This window comes from Sulfitobacter faviae (assembly GCF_029870955.1).
GTDB classification, from domain to species: Bacteria; Pseudomonadota; Alphaproteobacteria; order Rhodobacterales; family Rhodobacteraceae; genus Sulfitobacter; species Sulfitobacter faviae.
This window is the reverse complement of sequence record NZ_PGFQ01000001.1, coordinates 248105-265508: the sequence shown is the minus strand read 5'-3', so window position 1 is coordinate 265508 and position 17404 is coordinate 248105. Positions and strand designations below refer to the sequence as shown.

Sequence of the window (17404 nt, the reverse complement as noted above, 5' to 3'; positions counted from 1 at the left end):
GCCTACCCGGAGGACGGGCAGGCGATGGCCCGGCGTCTGCGGCTTGACGCCGGGCCGGGTGGGTGAACGCGCCGTTCTACAAGGCCGAACGACGCATTCCAAAGCTTACTTCACCTTAACGATGGCCTTGCCCGTGTTCCCGCCATTCAGCATGTCGATGAAGGCCTGCGGTGCATTCTCCAGCCCTTCGGTGATGTCCTCTTTCACCTTCACGCGGCCATCGGCGACCATCGGCGCCACTTCGCGCTGGAACTTCGGCATCTGGTCCCAGTGGTTCGAGATGATGAAGCCGCGCACGGTGAGGAAGTTCACCAAAATCGTGCGCCACAGCCGCGGCGCGGTGAGGCCAGCGCCTTCGGCATCGGCACCCAGCGCGCCCGCGTTATACCACGCGATCATGCCGCAAAGCGGGATCCGGCCATGGGGGTTCATCAGCGGCAGCACCGCGTCCAGCACCTTGCCGCCGACGTTTTCGTAATAGATATCAATGCCATCCGGCGCGGCCTCTTTCAGGGCGGCGCGCAGGGATTTGGCATCGTCATAGGCGCGGTGATCAAGGCAGACGTCAAAGCCGAAATCGCGGGTGGCGATCTCGCATTTCTCGGCGCCGCCTGCGATGCCCACGGTGCGCAGCCCTTTGGCCTTGGCCAATTGCCCCACGATCGAGCCGACGGGGCCGGTGGCCGCGGCCACGACGAGGGTCTCGCCTTCTTTCGGCTGGCCGATGTCGTTCAAACCGTACCAACCGGTCAGGCCGGGCATGCCCAGCACGCCGAGGGAGGCGGTGATCGGCACGCCTTCGGCATCGACCTTCTGACACTGTTTCGCCGGGGCGACGCCATGGGTGGCCCAGCCGAAGGCGCCAAAGGCAAAATCGCCCTCGGCAAAGCTTGGGTCATTCGAGGCGATCACCTTGCCCACGCTGCCGCCTTCCATCAGCCCGCCGATCGGCACAGGTTCGGCATAGGATTTCGCATCGTCCATCCGGCCCCGCATGTATGGGTCGAGCGACATGTAATGCACTTCGACCAGAATTTCGCCATCGCCCGGCTGCGGGATATCCGCGCTTTCTAGGCGGAAGTTCTCGGGCGTCGGTGCGCCATCGGGGCGGGAGGCGAGGACGATTCTCTGCATCTGGTCGGACATGGGGTTTCCTTCGTGCTGGTTGCTACAGCGTCCAAGGTGTTCCCTCGCGCCCTGAATGCAACCCGTGAGGTGCGCAAGAATCAATAAGCGGTGCAGGTTTCTGCCCCTTGGCAATTGCGCTCTTGCGCCCTATACGTCCCGCCTTATCCATCAAAGGGCGCGAACAATGATCGGCAGTGCGAATCTCAACATCATGATCAAGGCGGCACGCAAAGCGGGGCGTGCATTGGTCAAGGATTTCCGCGAGGTCGAGAACCTTCAGGTCTCGGTCAAGGGTGCGGGCGATTTCGTGACCAAAGCCGACATTGGCGCCGAGAAGATTATCAAAGACGACCTGATGGGCGCGCGCCCGACCTATGGCTGGCTGGCCGAAGAGGGGGGCGAGGAAGAGGGCCAAGACCCGACCCGTCGCTGGATCGTCGACCCGCTGGATGGCACGACGAACTTTCTGCACGGTCTGCCGCATTGGGCCATCTCTATCGCGCTGGAGCATAAGGGCGAGATCGTCGCCGGTGTGGTTTTTGACCCTGCCAAAGACGAGATGTTCTTTGCCGAGAAGGGCACCGGCGCTTGGATGAACGAAGGCCGCCTGCGGGTTTCTGGCCGTCACCGTATGATCGAGTCGATCTTTGCCACAGGGCTGCCTTTCGGGGGCCGTGCCGATCTGCCTGAAACGCTCAAGGATTTGGGCCGCTTGCTGCCCGTCTGCGCCGGTGTGCGCCGCTGGGGCGCGGCATCGCTCGATCTGGCCTATGTCGCCTCGGGCCGTTACGATGGCTTCTGGGAGCGTCGTCTGAAGCCTTGGGATGTGGCCGCGGGCATGTTGATCGTTAAAGAGGCCGGTGGCCTTGTCGAGCCGATCCGCCCTGAGCGCAACATCCTGCAACATGGTGAGATCATCTGCGCGAACGAGCCGATCTATTCGACCTTCGCCAAGACGATCCGCGGCTGATCACTCGATCACGACCGTCTGGCGCAATGCGCCGGTCAACTGGTCAAAGATCAGGATCTCATCCGCATCCGTCACCACCGCATACCAGCCGCGGCCTTGCGTGAACGCTTGGGCGCTGCTGCCATCGGGCAGGGTGATGCTGCGCGGCATGGTCGGGCCCTGATCGCTCAGGCGGGTGACAAGCACGAAGATCAGCACTAGAACCCCGCCAATCATCACGACGGTCAAGACCGTCACCATCCGCCGCAGAAACCGCAGGTTCGTCGGTTCATCAGGGTTGTCCGTGTCCATGTCTCACCGCCGCATTGATTTCATTCTGAACGATAGCCCGCCCGCCCGTCTTGATAAGGCGCTGGCCCGCGATGTGCCAGAGGAAGCGAACCTGTCGCGCACCCGTTTGGGCCGTTTGATCACCGAGGGCGCGGTGACGCTCGACGGTGTCGTGGTCCAAGACCCCCGCGCCAAAGTCGCCGAAGGGCAGGCGGTGCAGATCACGGTTGAAGAAGCGGCGGAAAGCCACATCCTGCCCGAGGACATCCCGCTGTCGGTGGTGTTCGAGGACGACGATCTGATCGTGATCGACAAACCTGCGGGCATGGTGGTGCATCCTGCGCCCGGCTCGCCTTCCGGCACCCTCGTTAATGCATTGCTGGCGCATTGCGGTGATGACCTCTCAGGCGTGGGCGGAATGAAGCGGCCCGGCATCGTGCACCGGATTGACAAGGATACCACCGGCCTGCTCGTCGTCGCCAAATCTGATGCTGCGCATCACGGGCTGGCGGCCCAGTTCGAGAAACATACCGTAGAGCGTTATTACCAGACCCTCGTCTATGGGGTGCCGGATGCCAATGACCCGCGCCTGCGGGGCGTCAAAGGCGCGTCCTTCGAGGCGGGGAATATCCTGCGGATGACCACCCAACTGGCGCGGCACAAGACCGACCGCCAGCGGCAGGCGGTGCTGTTTCAAGGCGGGCGGCACGCGGTGACCCGCGCCCGCACGGTCGAGCGTTTCGGCACCCCGCCCGGGCTGGCGCTGCTGGAATGCTGGCTTGAGACGGGTCGCACGCACCAAATCCGCGTGCATATGTCCCACGCGGGCCATGGGCTGGTGGGGGATGCCACCTATGGCGGGCGGCGCAAGCTGGCCAAGTCGGCCTTGCCTGAGGCCACCGCCGAAGCAATCCGCGCCTTCCCCCGCCAAGCGCTGCACGCCGCCGTTCTGGGGTTCGAACATCCGGTGACTGGTGAGAACCTGCGTTTCGAAGCACCGCTGCCGCCCGATATGGCCGCCCTGCTGGACCTGCTGCGCGACGGCCCCACCGCCCCATCGGCGTGACCCCGCCACCCCGCGGAACCGCCTAAGGATCGGTTACGTTTTGTTCACAGAAACTGTGCAGACATGAACAAAAGCGTGAATGCTTCTGTCTTGAAAGCACGAAGGGGGCCGCCCATATTGCATGTTAAGCGAAATAACATAGGCCCCGATTAAACTGGGGAAAGGGACAAGACATGGCAAATTATGCAAATCTGCCCGCACCAACGCCCGAAGGCGGGCTGAACCGCTATATGCAAGAGATCCGCAAGTTCCCGCTGCTGGAGCCTGAGGAAGAATACATGCTGGCCAAACGCTGGGTCGAAGAGCAAGACACCGAAGCTGCGCATAAGATGGTTACCTCTCACCTGCGCCTCGCGGCGAAGATCGCGATGGGCTACCGCGGCTATGGATTGCCGCAGTCCGAGGTGATCTCGGAGGCGAACGTCGGCCTGATGCAGGCGGTGAAACGTTTCGATCCAGAGAAGGGCTTCCGCCTTGCCACCTATGCGATGTGGTGGATCCGCGCCTCCATTCAGGAATATATTCTGCGGTCGTGGTCGCTGGTTAAGCTCGGCACGACCTCGGGTCAGAAAAAGCTGTTCTTCAACCTGCGTAAGGCCAAGAACAAGATTGGCGCGCTGGAAGAGGGCGATCTGCGCCCCGAAAACGTGAAAGAGATCGCGACGCAACTCGGCGTGACCGAGGATGAGGTCGTCTCCATGAACCGGCGGATGTCGGGCGGGGATGCCTCGCTCAACGCGACTGTCGGGTCCGAAGGCGAAGGCACGATGCAGTGGCAAGATTGGTTGGAGGATGAAGACGCCGACCAAGCCGGCGACTATGCCGAGCGTGACGAGCTGGAAACCCGGCGTGAGATGCTGGCAGAGGCTTTGGACGTGCTGAACGAGCGCGAGAAGGACATTCTGACCCAGCGTCGCCTGTCGGACGAGACAGTCACGCTGGAAGACCTCTCGGCGCAATACGATGTCAGCCGCGAGCGGATCCGCCAGATCGAAGTGCGGGCCTTCGAGAAGCTGCAAAAGCGGATGCGCGACTTGGCGAAGGAAAAGGGCATGTTGGCGGCCAGCTAACGGCTGATCCCGATGATGCAGAGGGCCCCGCTTCTATGGAGCGGGGCTTTTCTCTATTAAATTTGGGGTTCGATGAGCTGGCTTTCGAGCCTTGCGACTTCTTCAAAACAGGCGGCGATCGTGCCCGACTGCATCGCCCGGGCAGCGGCTTGCAGCACCGTCCGCAGATGCGCGATCTGAGGTTCCGGCGCGGTGTCGAAATCACGCAGGGACCACCTGATCAGCCGCCAATAGGCCGCGCGAAAGGCGTCGCTGAGGATCGGGTTCTCGATCATTTCCGATAGGGCGTTCAAAAGCCGGGCGCGGATGTCGAAAAAGGCCTCGGCATTGTCCAGCGGGGCGAGGTCCATCATGCCCAGTATCCCGGCGAGTGACATGAAATGCGCCGGTGGGGCGGGGGAGAGCACTGCACATTTGCCAGCAGCTTCGATGATCGCCCCAGCCGCGCGTATGTCATCCGCGCGCATGGGCGCGTCCAAAGGGGTCACGACAGACCCCACGCCGGACTTCACGGCGATCATGCGTTCGTAGGCCAAACGTTGCAACGCTTGCCGGATGGGCGTGCGGGACACGCCGAAACGCTGGGCGAGGGCCACCTCATGCAGCATGCCGTCGGCGATATTGCGGTTCAGGCAGATGTCCGTCCGAAGCGCCTCTGCAATCGCCGCGCTGGATTTGACTTGGTTAGACATTGCCCGGCATCCTTCGTCTATTCGATTTTACCTATTTAACATGTATACAGGTGACGTTGCCGTTACTCAAATTCTATGGATGTTTTTATGTCTCGTGATGTGCCTTTTTTCGATCCTGAAGCGACCTCGATACGCGCCGTTATCCCCACCCCCGCGGCGGGCATCTGGCGATGACGGGTTTTCCGGGGCTGTTGACCCATGTGGATGGCAGCGCTTACCTCGATCCTCAACAGATGCGGGAAACCTTGGAAGGCCTGCGCGCGGCTGGGGCGCGTGAGTTGTTGGTTCTTACCGAGGAGGTCGAGCTTCCTGACGGAGCTTTTCCCCTGATTTTAAAGACTTCACAGTCTCTTGGTTTAAGGCTCTCCTTCGCGCCGATCGAAGATTTCAACGTCCCTTGCGACAGATTCCTAGCCGAATGGCCTGCACACCGGGTGCGTTTCGAGGCGGCGCTAGAGGCGGGAGAGACGGTTGCCCTTTCCTGCCAATACGGCGCGGGGCGCAGTGGGCTGATCGCGGCATGGTTGCTGATTGGGGCCGGAATGCCCGCTGCGGAAGCCATCGCCTTGGTGCGCAGTCATTTCCCTGAAGCGATCGAAACCCAGCTTCAGGAGAACTGGCTGCTAGAGGTCGAAAAGGAGAGGTAAACCTCCCCTTCGCATAGGAAATGTGAAAAAAGTTTGGCGAATTATACGTTTGCCCCATTGTCGGCAAGTTGTTGCCACATTTACGCCACAATTGGGCCCGACAACATGTATACAGGTTGGGCAAAAGCGGCACCTCAGGGAACGCAAAGGCCCATAGAAAGGGAAGATAAGCGACCAGACGATTAGGAAGAGGATCAGATATGCCAAGCCGCTCCACCGCGCCAGAAACACTCGGCCCCATCACGTCCCTCAATGCAGGTGACATTCTCCGCCGCAAACGCAGCTATGATCCCGTCACCCTTGGTCACCCGTCCGATGAATGCCCCGTCACACTTACCATCTGCGACGCCCGATTTCACAGTGTACAGTATGCCCGCGACTTTGGCCGGGTCGAGGCGATGGTTGAAGTGACCTATACCTGCCATCCCGCCGCCATGCCGCAAAGGGTCTACCTGCGCACCAACGTTCCGCTGCGCCCTGCCGGCCAGCGACAAGAGCTTCGCCGACGGCTCATTCAAAGCGCCGTCACCCTGTCCACTCTGCTAAACCGCTTGAATGGAGGAGATACGACCCTGCGTGCTGCTTGACTCACAGCCCAATGCCTAGCAACTGCACCCCCTTTTGGGGGTGTTTTTTTGTCTGCGCGACCCCATTTAATAACCCTTGGGGCGGGGGACATATCCCGGGTGAAGCCGTGACAAGCCGCCGCTGCGCCCCATATCTATGAAGTGAACCGCATGAGGAGGGCGCAACATGGCAGGCGGATGGACGCGCGATGGCGCGGTGAGCGAGCAGATCGAAGCCTCCATTTCCGACGAATTGGCGCGGCTGAAAGCGCGCCGCGCGCCGGTGGGCGAGAGCCGCACCCATTGCGCGGAATGCGAAGAGCCGATTCCAGAGGCGCGGCGCATGGCGCTGCCGGGGGTAAAGCTTTGTATCGACTGCGTGCGGGAACGAGACGGGCAGGCGCAGATGCGCGGTGGGATCAATCGGCGGGGCTCGAAAGACAGCCAATTGAAGTGACCTCAAGGCCGTTCTGCCCGCCGTCTGCGGCGAAGAGAGCGCCAGCGCCGAAATAGCCGCACATCCATCGCCGCCACCATGAGGCCAAGCGGCAGCATCCAGAAGCCGAGGATCGGCAAGAACCCGAGGATGCCGCCACAGATGAGCAGCAGGCCGAGCGCAAATCTAAATCCGGGCGGCACCCGCCGCTGAATCCAGACAAAGAAGGGGGCGAACCTTTCTTTCATGCGCTCGGCGCGGGACATCAGTCCTCCATCGCTTCCAATTCGTCGATCATGTCAGAGATCATCGACAGGCCCTTGTCCCAGAATGCCGGGTCGCTGGCATCAAGGCCAAAGGGGGCGAGCAGTTCTTTGTGGTGCTTCGATCCGCCCGCTTTCAGCATGTCGAAATACTTCTCTTCAAAGCCTTCTTCGCCTTCCGCGTAGACAGCGTAGAGCGCGTTCACGAGGCCGTCGCCAAAGGCATAGGCATAGACGTAGAAGGGCGAATGCACGAAATGCGGGATATAGGCCCAGAAGGTCTCGTAGCCCTCCATGTACTCGAATGCCGGCCCGAGGCTCTCGGCCTGAACGCTCATCCACAGCGCGTTGATGTCGTCGGGTGTCAGCTCCCCGCCGCGGCGCGCTTCGTGCAGTTTGCACTCGAAGTCATAAAAGGCGATCTGGCGCACGACCGTGTTGATCATGTCCTCGACCTTGCCGGCCAGCAGCACCTTGCGCTCGGCTTGGGTCTGGGCCTTGTCGAGCATCTTGCGGAAGGTCAGCATCTCGCCGAAGACCGAAGCGGTTTCGGCCAGTGTCAGCGGCGTTGAAGACAGCATTTCGCCCTGATCGGCGGCCAGCACCTGGTGCACGCCGTGGCCCAGCTCATGCGCGAGCGTCATCACGTCGCGCGGTTTGCCGAGGTAGTTCAGCATCACGTAGGGGTGCACGTCCGTCACGGTGGGATGCGCGAAGGCCCCGGGCGCCTTGCCCGGCTTCACGCCCGCGTCGATCCAGCCCTTGGTAAAGAACGGCTTGGCCAATTCGCCCATGCGCGGATCGAAGGCGTTGTAGGCCTCCATCACGGTCGCTTCGGCCTGTGCCCAGTCGACCACCTTGGGGTCTTCCATCGGCAGCGGCGCGTTGCGGTCCCAGACCTGCATCACGTCAAGGCCCAGCCACTTGCGCTTGAGCTCATAATACCGGTGGCTCAGCTTCGGATAGGCTTCGACCACCGCGTTACGCAGCGCCTCGACGACCTCGGGCTCCACGTGGTTGCTGAGGTGACGGCCCGTCTGCGGCGTCTCCATACCGCGCCAGCGGTCGATGACCTCTTTCTCCTTCACTTGCGTGTTGTGCACCCGGGCGAAGGTGCGGATGTTGCGGCCCAGCACATTGGCCAGTTCCCGCGCACCCGCCTCGCGCTTGGCGCGGTCGGGGTCGGTCAGCAGGTTCAGCGTGCCTTCGATGTTGAGCGTCTCGCCATCGACCTCGAACTCCAGCCCGGCGATGGTCTCGTCGAACATCCGCTCCCATGCGTCGCCGACGACGCCAAGGTCATGCAGGAACTTCTCCATCTCGTCCGACAGTTGGTAGGGCTTCATCGCGCGGATGCGGTCGAAGACGGGCTTGTAGCGCGCGAGGTCGGGGTTCTCATCCAGCAGTTTGGCGAGGTGATCGTCGGGCAGCTTGTTGAGCTCCAGCGTGAAGAAGACCAGCGGCGTGGTGTAGTCTGTGATTTTCTCCTGCATGTCGGACATGAACTTGGCCCGGCCCGCGTCGGTGGTCTGCTGGTAGTAGCGTAGGCCCGCGAAGGACATGATGCGCCCGGCGACCTGATTGATTTTCTCGTTGCGCAGCACGCAGTCGAGCAGACCCTTGGCATCCAGCGTGGCCAGATTGCCTTCGTAATCGGCGGCGAAGCTGGCGCAGGCTTCCTCCAGCCAGTCGAGGTCGCGTTTCAATTCGGGCGCGTCTTCACTGGTGTAGAGATCGCTCAGATCCCATTCCGGCAGATCGCCAAGGTCTTTGCCCCCGGCGCTGGCGTTGGCATCGTGAAGCGGGAAGGGAAGCTGAAACATCGGTGTACCTCATTTGCGTTTCGTCACATCTATGCCTCCGGGCGGGCCGGAACAACCTATCCGTAGATGCGCAGCATTTCTTTCAGATCGTCGAGGGTGTTGGCCTCTTGCAGGGGCTTGTCCTTGCGCCAGCGCAGCATCCGCGGAAAGCGCAGGGCGACGCCGGATTTATGGCGCGGGCTGGGCTGGATGCCCTCGAAGGCGATCTCGAAGACGTGGTGCGGCGTAACCTGCCGCACGGGGCCGAAGCGCTGCTGCGTGTTCTTGCGCACCCATGCGGTGATCTGGCGGAACTCGGCATCGGTGAGGCCGGAGTAGGCCTTGGTGAAGGGCACCAGATCGTTGCCGTTCCAGACCGCGAAGGTGAAATCGGTAAAGAGGTTCGCGCGGCGGCCCGAGCCTGATTGCGCGTAGATCATCACCGCGTCGATGGTCAGCGGGTCGAGCTTCCATTTCCACCAGTCGCCCTTCTTGCGGCCCGAAAGATAGGGGCTGTCCGCGCGTTTCAGCATCAGCCCCTCGGCCTGCGCCTCACGCGCCGTTTCGCGCAGGGTGGCCAATTCGGCCCAGTCGGTGAACTGGTGTTGGGGCGAGAGGCGCACGGGTGCGTCTTCAGACAGATCGGCGGCGGCCTCTTCCAGCAGGGCGCGGCGCTCGGCAAAGGGGCGGTCGCGGATGTCTTCGCCCTGCCATTCCAGCAGGTCGTAGGCGTGCAGCACGACAGGGGCTTCCGTCAGCAGCTTCTTCGGCACCGTTTTGCGTCCGATGCGGGCTTGCAAAGCATTGAAGGAGGAGGGGAATTCCGCGCCCGCCTGCCATACCAGCAATTCGCCGTCGAGCACCGTGCCCGGGGGCAGGTGATCGGCGGCGCGGGCCAATTCGGGGAAACGGTCCGTCATCAACTCCTCGCCGCGCGACCAGACGAAATAGTCGCCGTCGCGCAGGATGAGCTGGCCCCGGATGCCGTCCCATTTCCACTCCGCCCGCCAGTCCTCAGGTTCGCCCAAGCCTTCCGGCCCGTCCTCCAGCGCATAGGCGAGGTAGAAGGGGTAGGGGCGCGAGGCGTCGGCGCTGGCGTCTTCGGCCTCGATCAGGCTGTGCCATGTGACGTCGTCGGGGTGCCAATTGCCCATCAGACGGTGCGCCATCTCCGCCTCGGGCCGCCCGGTGGCGCGCGAGAGGGCGCGGGTCATCAGCTTCTGGCTGATGCCGATGCGAAAGCCGCCGGTGATGAGCTTGTTAAAGAGGAACCGTTCGGTGCCGCCGAGTTGCTGCCACGCCGACAGCACGAATTCCTTGCGCGCGGCGTCGTCGACGTCTTTCAACCCGCGCAGGGCGTTGATCCACGAGGTGAGCGTGCCGGTGTCCTCGCTCTCCACCGGTGGCAGGACCAGCGCGATGGTCTCGGCCAGATCGCCGACGATGGCGTAGCTATCCTCGAAAAGCCACAGCGGCACGCCGGAGGCCTCGGAAGCCCATTCGCGCAGGCGCGTGATTGTCACGGCGCGTTTCGGGCGGCGGCCCGAGAAGAGCGCGACGGTCCAGAGGCGGTCACCCTCGGCGGCCGTAGTGAAATATTCGGCCAGCGCGGCCACTTTCACCGTGGTCTTGGTGGTCTGGTCGACGGCGTTGAAAAGCGCGGCAAAATCCTTCATTCGCTGTCGCCCCCGTCGCCTTCGAACTGGGTGGGCACGACTTCGGCGTTCCAGCCCTGATCGTTCAGGTATCGCGTGAAGATATCCGTGTAACCATGCGTGACATATATGTTTTCCGCCCCGGTCTCGCGGATCGCCCAGAGCAGCCCATGCCAATCCGCATGGTCCGAAATGACAAACCCCCGGTCCCCCGCACGCCGCCTGCGCACCCCGCGCAGCGTCATCCAGCCCGAGGCGAAGGCGCTCTCCTGCGCGCCGAACCGCCGCGCCCATTGGCTGCCAAGTGCCGAGGGCGGGGCCAGCACCAGCGCGCCGGGATGTTCTTTAGGCGCCAGTTCGGGCGTGACCAGCGTGGTCTCGGGTAGCGCGATGCCTTGGCCGCGCAGCACCTCGTTGGTGTTCTCCACCGCCGTATGGGTCAGGATCGGCCCGATTTCGGAGTCGAGCATCGACAGGAGCCGCTGTGCTTTGCCCAGCGAATAGGCCCCGAGGAAGGCAGTCTTGCCCGCCGCCTTGCAGCTCGCCCACCAGTCGTTGATCTGTGCGGCCACCTCGGCCTGTGGGGCCCAGCGGAAGACCGGCAGGCCAAAGGTGCTCTCAGTAATGAAATGGTGGCAGCGGACCGGCTCGAAAGCCTCGGACATGCCATCGTCGATCACCTTGTAGTCACCCGAGGCAACCCAGACCTCGCCACCGACCTCCACCCGGATCTGCGCGCTGCCGGGGACATGGCCCGCGGGGTGGAAAGAGACCGTGGCCCCGCCGATCTGGCGCGTCTCGCCATAGGCGATGCCCTCGATGGCGATCTCGCCCAACCGGTGGCGCATCACCGGGAGCGCGGCATGGGTAGCCAGATAGCTGCCCATGCCGTCACGGGCATGGTCGGCGTGGCCATGGGTGATCAGCGCCCGGGCGACGGGGCGCCAAGGGTCGATGTAGAAGTCACCAGCGGCGCAGTAGATGCCGTTTTCGGTGAAGCTGAGGACGGGGTCGCGTGTCATCCCAAGCAATCTAGGCGGCGCGGGCCGATTGCACAGGAAAATGACGCGGGCGCGGGGTTAAGGCGCGGGGTTAACCGGTGATATTGCCCAGATAGAGCTTTTCCAGCCCGTCGAAGATCGGCTTGCGCAACTCGGGCCTCTCCAACAGCACCTCATGCTCGCCGCCCGGTACGATCTCAAGCCGCCCGCCTTTCCACTGCGCCATGCGCTTGTGGACGCGGTCGGTGGCGACGATACGCTCGTTGCTGCCAAGGTAGGTGATACAGGGAATGTTGGGCGCGGAGCGTCCGGCGAGGTGTTTCGTCTCGGCCAGTGCCTCGCGCAGCCAGACGAAGCTCGGGCCGCCGAGGCTTAGCTCCGGGTGGGCGGCCAGTTGATCGCGCATCATGTCGTACATCTGCGGATCGGTGGTCAGCAGGTTGTCCTCGAAAGGGGCGATGGCAGGGTAGGCTTCGATCTTGGTGCCCGGCGGCAAGCGGTGGCCCTGTCCGACGCGGGGCATGAATTGCGCCAAGGACCACGCCAGCGCGCGCAGATGCGGGACGACATAGATGCCCCACATCGGGCCGGTGAAGGCGACGGCCTGCACCGGCAGCCCTTCCATCACGGCACGCAGGCCGATGCAGCCGCCCATGGAATGGGCCAGCAGGAAATAGGGGCGCGGCAGGTTCAGGCTGCGCGCGGCGCGCAGCATGGCGGCAACGTCTTTTTGATAGTCGCTGAACACATCCACATGGCCGATGCGGGTATCTGGCAACAGCCGGTCCGACAGACCCTGACCGCGCCAGTCGATCGCCATGGTGGCAAGGCCGCGCCGCGCGAAATCGGCGGCGCAAAGCCCGTATTTTTCGATATATTCAGTCCGCCCCGGGAAGAGCAGCACCGTGCCCCGCGCGCCTGCGCAGGGCCAATGACCCAGCCTGATCCGCTTGCCATCCGATGTCTCAGCCCAATGGGCTTGGCCCCCATCGGGGCCGGGGGCGATATCGGTGTAGAGCGGGGCCGGGTCCAGATGCATCAGCCGAGAACAGCGGCGAGCTTCATCGCCATGCCCATGTCGCCGTCGATCTTGAGCTTGCCGGTCATGAATGCGGATGTGGGGTTGGTGTCGCCTTCGAGGATGGACTGGAAGGTTTCGGCATCCGCGCTCAGCGTCACGTCGGCCTCTTCGTCCGCCGCGCGGGCGCCGTTTTCGTCCATCATCACGGTGCCTTCACCTTCGATGTCGAACTTGGCCGTGCCGTCAAAATCGCTGCCGGCCAGCTTTTCGTTCAGCACCACTACCGCTTCGTTCACAATATCGCTCATCGCTCGCCCTTTTTTGGCATTTGGCCCCGCTACGTCTGGAATTGCGGCGGCAGCCTGTTACATTCAGTTTTGTTATGCGCATCATACCCGTCAACCTCAAACATACCGTTGCGGCAGTTGGTAGCTTTGTGTTGCTTGCGGGCATGGCCGTGGCCGAGAAGGCCCCGCCCGAGCTGATGCAAAAGCTGCGCGAGGCCCCGGCGGAGGAGGCCCCCAGAATCGCCCATGAGATCGAGGCGCATTGGCAGCGCTCCGGTTCGGCTGCGATGGATTTGCTGCTGACGCGGGGGCGGGAGGCGATGGCGGATGGCGATGCACGTTTGGCGATCGAGCATTTGACCGCGCTGACCGATCACGCCCCCGGATTCGCCGAAGGGTTCCATGCCCGGGCGCAGGCCTATTACGGGGCCGATCTCTATGGCCCCGCGCTGGATGATCTAGAGCGGACGCTGGCGCTGAACCCCGACAATTACAATGCGATCTTCGGCCTTGCCGTGATGATACAGGAGTTCGGAGATCTGGGCCGCGCGGCCGCACTTTACCGCAAGACGCTCGCCCTCAACCCGCATCACGAAGACGCCCGCGCGGCCCTTGAAGGGCTGCGCCGGGACGGCATCGGGCGCGAGCTTTAATTCAAGGATAGACAGGTGGCAGGCAACAAGCGCGTCGTGGCCGTTCTCGGCCCGACAAATACCGGCAAGACGACCTATGCAATCGAACGGATGCTGGCCCATCGGACCGGGGTAATCGGCCTGCCGCTGCGGCTTTTGGCGCGTGAGGTATATGACCGGATCGTCAAGGCGCGCGGTCCCTCGGTGGTGGCGCTGGTCACGGGCGAAGAGCGGATCGTGCCACCGCGCACGCAGTATTGGGTGTGCACTGTCGAGGCGATGCCGCAGGAGATGGGTGCGGATTTCGTGGCCATCGACGAGATCCAGCTCTGCGCCGATCCCGAGCGTGGCCATGTCTTTACCGACCGTCTGCTGCGCGCGCGGGGCCTGCATGAGACGCTGTTCATGGGGGCCGACACCATGCGCGGCACCATCGCGGCGCTGGTTCCGGGGGTCGATTTCATGCGCCGCGACCGGATGAGCGAATTGATCTATGCAGGTCAGAAAAAGATAAGCAGGATGAAGCCGCGCAGCGCAATCGTCGGCTTTTCGGTTGAGAATGTATATGCCATCGCCGAGCTCATCCGCCGCCAAAAGGGCGGTGCGGCGGTGGTTATGGGCGCACTCTCTCCGCGCACGCGCAACGCGCAGGTGGCGATGTATCAGAACGGAGAGGTCGACTATCTGGTCGCCACCGATGCCATCGGCATGGGGTTGAACCTTGACGTCGATCATGTGGCCTTCTCGGCGCTCAGCAAATTCGACGGGCGGCGGATGCGGCCCTTGGCCCCGAATGAACTGGCGCAGATCGCGGGCCGGGCAGGGCGCGGGTTCAAATCTGGCACCTTTGGCACCACCGGGGACGCGCCTGCGCTGGACGATCACGTTGCCCGCGCGATCATGGATCACAACTTTACCCCGCAGAACAAGATCAACTGGCGCAACCACGCTTTGCAATTCGGCAGCATTGACCGCCTGATCAGGACCTTGGAAATGCCGCCCGAAGACGAGCGGCTGGTCAGGGCGCGGGAATCCGACGATCTGAGGGCACTCAAGGCGCTGGCGCAGGTGGATGAGGTGTTTGCCCGGGCCACGGATGGCGCTTCGGTGCGGCTCCTGTGGGATGTCTGCCGCATTCCCGATTTCCGCGGCATCAGCCATGCGGAACATGCGGGGCTGCTCGAGACCATTTTCAACGATCTGCACCAGCGCGGATATATCCCCGATGATTGGCTCGCACGACAAATCAAACGAATTGATCGAACCGATGGCGACATTGATGCGTTGTCCAAACGACTCGCGTTTATTCGCACATGGACCTACGTTGCGCAGCGCAAGGGCTGGACAAAGGACGAAAGCCATTGGCGCGACACGACGCGTGTCGTAGAAGACCGCTTGTCGGACGCTCTGCATGAGCGTTTGACTCAAAGATTTGTAGATCGGCGCACAAGTGTATTGCTGCGCCGGCTTGGACAGAAGGAAGCCATGGTGGCCGATGTAAACGAGACCGGTGAAGTCACCGTTGAAGGTGAATTTGTAGGCAAGCTGGACGGGTTCCGCTTTCGGGTGGACAAGGGCGCGGGTGCGGCTGAAGACAAAACGGTGAAAACCGCCGCATTGCAGGCCTTGGCTCCGCAGTTCCATCTGCGCGCCGACCGGTTCTACAACGCCCCGGACACCGAGATTGACTTCACCGAACAGGGCGGCCTCATGTGGGGCAGCGCTGCGGTGGGCAAACTGACCGCTGGCAGCGACGCGCTGAAGCCGCAGGTCGAAGTCTTTGTCGACGATATCGCCGGGCCTGAAGTGGCCGAGAAGGTGAAACGCCGCCTCCAGCACTTCATCGACCGCAAGGTCGCGGCCCTGTTCGAGCCGCTTCTGGGGCTGAGCAAGGATGACACGTTGACTGGGCTGGCCCGTGGCTTTGCCTTCCAACTGGTTGAGAATTTCGGCATTCTGCCCCGCGCCCAAGTGGCCGAGGATGTGAAGGCGCTGGATCAAGACGCCCGCGGTGCGCTGCGCAAACATGGCATCCGGTTCGGCCAGTTTACCATCTTTATGCCGCTAATGCTCAAACCCGCGCCGACGCGGTTGCGTCTGGTGCTCTGGTCGCTGGCCAAAGGGCTGAACGAATTCCCTGAATCCCCCCTCCCGGTCTGGTGACCATTCCGGTTGAAGCCGAGGCACCCGCCGGGGCCGACACCATGTCGGGCTACCGCAACGCCGGCAAACGCGCGATCCGCATCGACATGCTGGAACGTCTCGCCGATATGCTGCGGGCCGAAGATTCGCGCGGTGGGTTCGAGGCCAAGCCTGACATGCTGTCGATCACCGGCATGACGCTTGAGCAATTCGCCGACCTGATGGAAGGTCTGGGCTACAAGGCCGAGAAGGATGAGCGGACCAAGGTGAAACCCGTCGATGTGGTGATGCCCAAAGACGGCAGCCATGACGCGATGGCCCCCTCCGCCGATACCGTGGTGCCCGAGAAAATTGACAGCGATCTGCCCGGTGACGACGCGGCCGACAAGCCGATCATGGATGTCGCCGCCGATGAACCTGCAGGCGGTATCATCGAAACCCCTTCGGATGAGACTAACCCCGATGACCGCCCTGCGGATGTGGCGCAGATGCCCGACGATGGCATCGCGCCCATGGCCGATGTGGCCTCCGAAGAGCCTGAGGTCGACACCAACATCCCCGAAGTGCCAGCGGAAGAAATCCCGCAGGGCACCGCGCCCGACGCCGATGTCGCCGGGCCGGAGATGGAGACCTATTACATCTTCACATGGGCCCGGAGCCCGCGTGGCAATGGCGGTGGCAACCGTCGCGGCGGGGATCGCAACCAAGGGCAGGGCAAGCCGCGTGGCAAACCTGCCAAGGGCAAGGGGCGCAAGCCCGGCGGTGACAAAGGCGGCAAGTCGCAGAACTTCTCGGCCCGTCCTCCGCGCAAGGAAAAGCAGATCGACCCTGACAACCCCTTTGCCGCCGCGCTGATGGGGCTGAAGGACGACAAGTAAGTGGAGGCGGGCGCGAAACTGCGGCTGGACAAATGGCTGTGGCACGCCCGCTTTTTCAAGACCCGTTCGCTCGCTGCCGCGCAGGTGGCGGGCGGCGCGGTTCGGATCAACGGCACGCCGACGCAGAAACGCGCCAGCAACGTCGGCCCCGGCGATGTGCTAACCTTTCCGCAAGGCAACCATGTGCGGGTGATCCGCATCGAGGCGATCGGCCATCGCCGCGGCCCGGCCCCCGAAGCGCAGACGCTCTACACCGATCTGTCCCCGCCGCAGCCCAAATCAAAGGACAGACAGCCCGAAAATCCCGGTTTTGAGGGAAAGGGCCGCCCGACCAAGCGCGACCGCAGGCAGCTTGATCTTTCTAAGGCGCGCCACCTTGAATGATCCCGCGCTCCGGTTTAGCTAGTCCCTCACATATCCAGCCAGAGTTTCCGCATGACCTATATTGTGAATGACGCCTGCATCGCTTGCAAATACACCGACTGCGTCGAAGTGTGCCCGGTGGACTGCTTCTATGAAGGCGAGAACATGCTGGTGATCCACCCCGATGAATGCATCGATTGCGGCGTTTGCGAGCCTGAGTGCCCCGCCGATGCGATCCGTCCGGACACCGAGCCGGATATGGAGAAATGGGTGGAGTTCAACCGCAAGTATTCCGAACTTTGGCCTGTCATCATCACCAAGAAAGACCCGCTGCCCGAAGCGGAAGAGATGGATGGCAAAGAGGGCAAGATGGAGCTCTTCTCGGAAAAACCGGGCGAGGGCGGCTAAGGCACGGCGATTCGCGCTTTGTTGCGCCTCTGTGACCTCAACTTTAGGTGTTAACCCGCTGAATTGACCGGGAAACCGCCGATGGCGGCTCGGGGGCGCTTCCGAAA

Annotated in this window: 18 protein-coding genes and 1 pseudogene; 10 read left to right on the top strand and 9 right to left on the bottom strand. The window is 62.8% G+C overall.

Annotated elements, in window-relative coordinates; genetic code table 11:
• Positions 1-105 precede the first annotated feature (105 nt).
• Positions 106-1146 carry an NADP-dependent oxidoreductase gene (locus CUR85_RS01415; protein WP_067264833.1) on the bottom strand — a complete coding sequence of 347 codons (1041 nt, stop codon included), beginning with the start codon at positions 1144-1146 and terminating at the stop codon, positions 106-108.
• A gap of 166 nt (positions 1147-1312) precedes the next feature.
• Here CUR85_RS01415 and CUR85_RS01410 point away from each other — a divergent pair, with 166 nt between their 5' ends.
• Positions 1313-2098 (top strand): inositol monophosphatase family protein, encoded by a 786-nt coding sequence (locus CUR85_RS01410; protein WP_067264836.1) that lies wholly within the window; start codon positions 1313-1315, stop codon positions 2096-2098.
• On the opposite strand, the gene CUR85_RS01405 is transcribed toward CUR85_RS01410, so the two are convergent.
• Positions 2099-2389 carry a DUF6476 family protein gene (locus CUR85_RS01405; RefSeq protein ID WP_067264838.1) on the bottom strand — a complete coding sequence of 97 codons (291 nt, stop codon included), beginning with the start codon at positions 2387-2389 and terminating at the stop codon, positions 2099-2101.
• On the opposite strand from CUR85_RS01405, the gene CUR85_RS01400 reads away from it, so the two are divergent.
• Together CUR85_RS01400 and rpoH are read left to right on the top strand one after the other, a co-directional pair.
• Complete coding sequence (locus CUR85_RS01400; protein ID WP_136720443.1) at positions 2388-3434, top strand: RluA family pseudouridine synthase; 1047 nt, start codon at positions 2388-2390, stop codon at positions 3432-3434. The two genes, CUR85_RS01405 and CUR85_RS01400, sit on opposite strands and share 2 nt — an antisense overlap.
• Before the next feature lie 173 nt (positions 3435-3607).
• Complete coding sequence (gene rpoH, locus CUR85_RS01395; protein WP_067262445.1) at positions 3608-4504, top strand: RNA polymerase sigma factor RpoH; 897 nt, start codon at positions 3608-3610, stop codon at positions 4502-4504.
• Positions 4505-4560: 56 nt separating this feature from the next.
• On the opposite strand, the gene CUR85_RS01390 is transcribed toward rpoH, so the two are convergent.
• The gene (locus CUR85_RS01390; RefSeq protein ID WP_067262447.1) at positions 4561-5196 is read right to left on the bottom strand and encodes a GntR family transcriptional regulator; all 636 of its coding nucleotides are present in this window, start codon (positions 5194-5196) and stop codon (positions 4561-4563) included.
• Between the two features lie 170 nt (positions 5197-5366).
• Here CUR85_RS01390 and CUR85_RS01385 point away from each other — a divergent pair, with 170 nt between their 5' ends.
• The 3 genes from CUR85_RS01385 (at position 5367) to CUR85_RS01375 (ending at position 6866) form a co-directional block, all read left to right on the top strand.
• On the top strand, positions 5367-5843 hold the full coding sequence (locus CUR85_RS01385) for a protein-tyrosine phosphatase family protein (RefSeq protein ID WP_280321188.1): 477 nt from the start codon (positions 5367-5369) through the stop codon (positions 5841-5843).
• Between the two features lie 200 nt (positions 5844-6043).
• A complete protein-coding gene (locus CUR85_RS01380) occupies positions 6044-6430 on the top strand; it encodes a hypothetical protein (RefSeq protein ID WP_136720437.1) in 387 nt (128 codons plus the stop codon).
• 166 nt (positions 6431-6596) lie between these two features.
• Positions 6597-6866, top strand: a complete 270-nt coding sequence (locus CUR85_RS01375) for a DksA/TraR family C4-type zinc finger protein (RefSeq protein WP_067262455.1) — start codon at positions 6597-6599, stop codon at positions 6864-6866.
• 2 nt (positions 6867-6868) lie between these two features.
• Here CUR85_RS01375 and CUR85_RS01370 read toward each other — a convergent pair whose 3' ends face one another.
• The 6 genes from CUR85_RS01370 to CUR85_RS01345 all read right to left on the bottom strand — a co-directional run bounded on the left by CUR85_RS01370 (position 6869) and on the right by CUR85_RS01345 (position 12895).
• Positions 6869-7093 (bottom strand): hypothetical protein, encoded by a 225-nt coding sequence (locus tag CUR85_RS01370; protein WP_280321184.1) that lies wholly within the window; start codon positions 7091-7093, stop codon positions 6869-6871.
• A gap of 17 nt (positions 7094-7110) precedes the next feature.
• Positions 7111-8931, bottom strand: a complete 1821-nt coding sequence (locus tag CUR85_RS01365; protein ID WP_067262459.1) for a M3 family oligoendopeptidase — start codon at positions 8929-8931, stop codon at positions 7111-7113.
• 56 nt (positions 8932-8987) lie between these two features.
• Complete coding sequence (locus CUR85_RS01360; protein WP_067262461.1) at positions 8988-10586, bottom strand: ATP-dependent DNA ligase; 1599 nt, start codon at positions 10584-10586, stop codon at positions 8988-8990.
• Positions 10583-11587 carry a ligase-associated DNA damage response exonuclease gene (locus CUR85_RS01355; RefSeq protein WP_067262464.1) on the bottom strand — a complete coding sequence of 335 codons (1005 nt, stop codon included), beginning with the start codon at positions 11585-11587 and terminating at the stop codon, positions 10583-10585. Before CUR85_RS01355 ends, CUR85_RS01360 begins: the two co-directional genes overlap by 4 nt.
• A gap of 70 nt (positions 11588-11657) precedes the next feature.
• Entirely contained in the window at positions 11658-12605 is a 948-nt protein-coding gene (locus CUR85_RS01350) for an alpha/beta fold hydrolase (protein ID WP_067262467.1), read from the bottom strand.
• Complete coding sequence (locus tag CUR85_RS01345) at positions 12605-12895, bottom strand: SCP2 sterol-binding domain-containing protein (RefSeq protein ID WP_067262473.1); 291 nt, start codon at positions 12893-12895, stop codon at positions 12605-12607. The genes CUR85_RS01350 and CUR85_RS01345 overlap by 1 nt, the downstream gene beginning before the upstream one ends.
• Positions 12896-12969: 74 nt before the next feature.
• On the opposite strand from CUR85_RS01345, the gene CUR85_RS01340 reads away from it, so the two are divergent.
• The 4 genes and pseudogenes from CUR85_RS01340 to fdxA all read left to right on the top strand — a co-directional run bounded on the left by CUR85_RS01340 (position 12970) and on the right by fdxA (position 17297).
• Positions 12970-13527 carry a tetratricopeptide repeat protein gene (locus CUR85_RS01340; protein WP_067262476.1) on the top strand — a complete coding sequence of 186 codons (558 nt, stop codon included), beginning with the start codon at positions 12970-12972 and terminating at the stop codon, positions 13525-13527.
• 15 nt (positions 13528-13542) lie between these two features.
• Positions 13543-16526: pseudogene (locus CUR85_RS01335) on the top strand (helicase-related protein).
• The gene (locus tag CUR85_RS01330) at positions 16527-16910 is read left to right on the top strand and encodes an RNA-binding S4 domain-containing protein (RefSeq protein ID WP_067262480.1); all 384 of its coding nucleotides are present in this window, start codon (positions 16527-16529) and stop codon (positions 16908-16910) included. It begins immediately after the preceding pseudogene.
• A gap of 51 nt (positions 16911-16961) precedes the next feature.
• Complete coding sequence (gene fdxA, locus CUR85_RS01325) at positions 16962-17297, top strand: ferredoxin FdxA (protein ID WP_067262482.1); 336 nt, start codon at positions 16962-16964, stop codon at positions 17295-17297.
• The last annotated feature ends 107 nt before the right edge of the window (positions 17298-17404 follow it).

Coding starts and splice junctions, on each gene's coding strand:
- CUR85_RS01415 (WP_067264833.1), bottom strand. CDS start 1,146: ATGTCCGACCAGATGCAGAGAATCGTCCTCGCCTCCCGCCCCGATGGC.
- CUR85_RS01410 (WP_067264836.1), top strand. CDS start 1,313: ATGATCGGCAGTGCGAATCTCAACATCATGATCAAGGCGGCACGCAAA.
- CUR85_RS01400 (WP_136720443.1), top strand. CDS start 2,388: ATGTCTCACCGCCGCATTGATTTCATTCTGAACGATAGCCCGCCCGCC.
- CUR85_RS01405 (WP_067264838.1), bottom strand. CDS start 2,389: ATGGACACGGACAACCCTGATGAACCGACGAACCTGCGGTTTCTGCGG.
- rpoH (WP_067262445.1), top strand. CDS start 3,608: ATGGCAAATTATGCAAATCTGCCCGCACCAACGCCCGAAGGCGGGCTG.
- CUR85_RS01390 (WP_067262447.1), bottom strand. CDS start 5,196: ATGTCTAACCAAGTCAAATCCAGCGCGGCGATTGCAGAGGCGCTTCGG.
- CUR85_RS01385 (WP_280321188.1), top strand. CDS start 5,367: ATGACGGGTTTTCCGGGGCTGTTGACCCATGTGGATGGCAGCGCTTAC.
- CUR85_RS01380 (WP_136720437.1), top strand. CDS start 6,044: ATGCCAAGCCGCTCCACCGCGCCAGAAACACTCGGCCCCATCACGTCC.
- CUR85_RS01375 (WP_067262455.1), top strand. CDS start 6,597: ATGGCAGGCGGATGGACGCGCGATGGCGCGGTGAGCGAGCAGATCGAA.
- CUR85_RS01370 (WP_280321184.1), bottom strand. CDS start 7,093: ATGAAAGAAAGGTTCGCCCCCTTCTTTGTCTGGATTCAGCGGCGGGTG.
- CUR85_RS01365 (WP_067262459.1), bottom strand. CDS start 8,931: ATGTTTCAGCTTCCCTTCCCGCTTCACGATGCCAACGCCAGCGCCGGG.
- CUR85_RS01360 (WP_067262461.1), bottom strand. CDS start 10,586: ATGAAGGATTTTGCCGCGCTTTTCAACGCCGTCGACCAGACCACCAAG.
- CUR85_RS01355 (WP_067262464.1), bottom strand. CDS start 11,587: ATGACACGCGACCCCGTCCTCAGCTTCACCGAAAACGGCATCTACTGC.
- CUR85_RS01350 (WP_067262467.1), bottom strand. CDS start 12,605: ATGCATCTGGACCCGGCCCCGCTCTACACCGATATCGCCCCCGGCCCC.
- CUR85_RS01345 (WP_067262473.1), bottom strand. CDS start 12,895: ATGAGCGATATTGTGAACGAAGCGGTAGTGGTGCTGAACGAAAAGCTG.
- CUR85_RS01340 (WP_067262476.1), top strand. CDS start 12,970: ATGCGCATCATACCCGTCAACCTCAAACATACCGTTGCGGCAGTTGGT.
- fdxA (WP_067262482.1), top strand. CDS start 16,962: ATGACCTATATTGTGAATGACGCCTGCATCGCTTGCAAATACACCGAC.